We start from the raw sequence: 2,880 nt of genomic DNA on the forward strand, positions 1-2,880 counted from the left end.
TCCGGCACCCTCGCCCTGCTCGCCGCCGGCCTGCCGGGGATGCCGGGCACCGTGCACGGCACGCTGGACGGGACGGAGGCGGGCGAGCGGCTGCTCGCCGTGACCTTCAACGACCTGGCCACCAGCGCCACTTCCGCCACCCCGGAGCTGGAACGGGCGCGCAGCATGGCGGAGAACCCGCGGCTGCACCATCTCGTCGTCGCCGTCGGCGAGGAGGCGCTGCCCTACGCCCAGTTGGAGGGACCGCTCACGGACGAGCCGGGGCCCTCGCTGGTCAGCGCGGACCGGCACCGGCAGCGGCTCGCGGCCGGCAGCTCGGACCACCTCGTCGGACTCGGCGCCCGCCAGGTGCTGGACGCGCATCCGGCGCGCCTGGCCGACCTGCTGATGGACCGTCGCCGCCGTCATTTGCTGCGGCCCGTCGCGGCGTTGGCGCGCGCCGAGGACGTGCCGCCCGGCCGTTCGGTGCTGGTGCCGTGGACGGTCTACCGTGCCGCGCGCAAGCTGGCCCGTACGCAGTACCGGGACGGCATCGCGGAGACGGCCCTGCGACTGAGGACCGGCGGCTTCGCGCAGAACAGAGCGGGAGCGAGAGGCAGTTCGGATGCCGGCGGGGGCCTTGGTACGGACGTGGGGAAAGGTTTTGCCGATCTCGGCGCCTTCGGCGGGGCGGGCGGCTACGGCAGCGAAGGCGCCGTCGGCGCCTCGGTCGCCGCGCTCACCTGGTGCCGTCCCGGACCCGCGGCGCGCTGGCTGACCGGCGAGGCGCTTGCGGAGGTCTCGGTCCGGCTGGAGGCCGCGGCCCGGCTGCGCTCGACGAGCGAACGCCCCGGCGAACGCCGTGCCCGCGCCGCCCTCGCCCGGCAGGCCGCCGACCATCGCGTCCTCGAACAGGCCGCCGAGATCCGCAACCAGCGGCTGCACGCCCCCTTCTACGACAACCAGGTCGTACGCGCCTGCCGCGACCTCCCCGAGGCGCTGCGGGTCAAGCCCGGCGCGCGGGCGTCGATACTGCGCGCGGTGCTGGCGGGCGCGGGCGTGCACGACCTGCCGACGGGCTGGGGCGCACCCTCGCACGCCTCGCAGGCTGCGTCCGTACGGGCGGGGCTGCGGGCCGCGGCCGGCGACCTCATCCAGCTCTTCGACGCGCCCCTGCTCGCCGACGCGGGCCTGGTCGAGGCGCGGGTCGTACGCAAGGCGATCCGCGCGGCGGCCGAGGGCGAACCACTGCCCCTGGACGGCCTCGCCGACCTGGTCTCGACGGAGCTGTGGCTGCGCCGCCTCATCTCCCGCCGCGGCAGCTGCTGGACGGGGTCGGCCGCACCGCGCCAGCGCGCCGTCGCGGGCGGCGTCCCGCCGGGCCGGCACCGGCCGGCGCTCAACCGGGAGGCGGAACCGGGACGTTGAGGCGGGGGCGCAACCGGGGCGTTGAACCGGGCACCCACTATGACGGGCGCCTCTCGGTTCGTCGGGTCCCCTGGACCCGTTCCTGGTGGACGGCGACTCCCGCGATGACGAGGGCGACGCCGGCGAATTCGAGCCAGGTGGGGATCTGGGCGAGGACGAGGACGCCGATGATCACCGCCGTGGCGGGGAGCAGGGAGAGCATGAGTGCGAACGTCGCACGGGGTATCCGCGCCATGGCCAGCTGATCGCAGACGTACGGGATGACCGACGAGCAGATCCCCACGCCGAAGGCGGCCGCCAGCAGGACCGGCGCGGTGACGGTGGCGGCCGCCTCGCGGATGCCGACGGGAGTGACCACGATCGTCGCGATGAGCATCGCGGCGCCGAGCCGGTCTATGCCCGCGGCGCCGCCGTCCGCGGCCAGGCGGTGGCCGAGAACGACGTAGAGCACGAACAGCACGCAGTTGGCGAAGGCGAAGGCCAGGCCGAGCGGTTCGCCGACGAGGTGCACATCGGTGAGCAGGAAGACCCCGGCGACCGCCATGACGAGCGCGGCCATGTTGCGTACGGAGCGCAGGCCGAGCGCCGCCAGCAGCACCGGGCCGAGGAACTCGATGGCGCCGACCGTACCCAGCGGCAACCGGTCCAGAGCGAGATAGAACGCGCTGTTCATCACCCCGAGCACGGCGCCCAGCGCCAGCAGCAGCCGGCGCTGACGCCAGGAGGAAGCGCGCCACACCCGCCACGGCCGCCGCCAGAGGGCGAAGACGACCGCGGCCGAGGCGATCCGGAGCCAGGCCACGCCGAGCACGTCGATGCGGGCGAAGAGGAGAACCGCGAAGGCGGGGCCGAGGTAGTGGAAGACCGCGCTGGTCACGAAGAACGCCGACGGCGGCAGCCGGTCGGTGACACCGGCGGAGCGGGTGAGGAAGGGAGAGGCGACCATACGACGTATGGTCGCCAAGAGAGAGCGGTGGGACCATGCCGGAAGGACAAGCCACATCGCGAAGTATTTTGCGGTTGGTGCCGCTCTTTCGCTCCCGACAGTGTGATGGTGAAAATGGACGCTGTGGACCGGGCCATTCTGGCCGAGCTCGACGCCGACCCCCGGTTGTCGACGGCGGAACTCGCGCGCCGGGTAGAGGTCTCGGTGCCCACCGCGCGGGACCGGTTGCGGCGGCTGCGGGAGACGGAGGTGATCCGCGGATACCGCCTGGACGTGGACCCGGCGGCACTGGGCTACCCCGTGGCCGCGTTCGTACGGGTCCGACCCGGTCCGGGGCAGCTGCCGAAGATCGCCGAGCTCGCGCGCGACCTCACCCAGGTCAGCGAGTGCCACCGCATCACCGGCGAGGACTGCTTCCTGATCAAGGTCCACGCGACGGATCTCGACACCTTCGAGGAGGTCCTGGACCGGTTCCTGCTGTACGGGCAGACCACCACCTCGATCATCCAGTCCACGCCCGTACCGCC

At 73.4% G+C, this 2,880-nt stretch carries 3 protein-coding genes; 2 read left to right on the forward strand and 1 reads right to left on the reverse strand.

Annotated features, from left to right (window positions below; all coding sequences use genetic code 11):
- Window positions 1-1,407 (forward strand): asparagine synthase-related protein (locus ACRDP3_RS17075; RefSeq protein WP_431517813.1); only part of this gene is annotated, 1,407 nt, incomplete at its 5' end.
- A 37-nt stretch (window positions 1,408-1,444) separates the two neighbouring features.
- Here ACRDP3_RS17075 and ACRDP3_RS17080 read toward each other — a convergent pair.
- A complete protein-coding gene (locus ACRDP3_RS17080; protein ID WP_431517814.1) occupies window positions 1,445-2,353 on the reverse strand; it encodes an EamA family transporter in 909 nt (302 codons plus the stop codon).
- Window positions 2,354-2,467: 114 nt separating this feature from the next.
- Here ACRDP3_RS17080 and ACRDP3_RS17085 point away from each other — a divergent pair.
- Window positions 2,468-2,880: Lrp/AsnC family transcriptional regulator (locus ACRDP3_RS17085; RefSeq protein ID WP_431517815.1), on the forward strand; the 413-nt coding region annotated here is incomplete at its 3' end.

It is taken from the genome of Streptomyces sp. (assembly GCF_050698815.1).
Classification (GTDB): Bacteria; Actinomycetota; Actinomycetes; order Streptomycetales; family Streptomycetaceae; genus Streptomyces.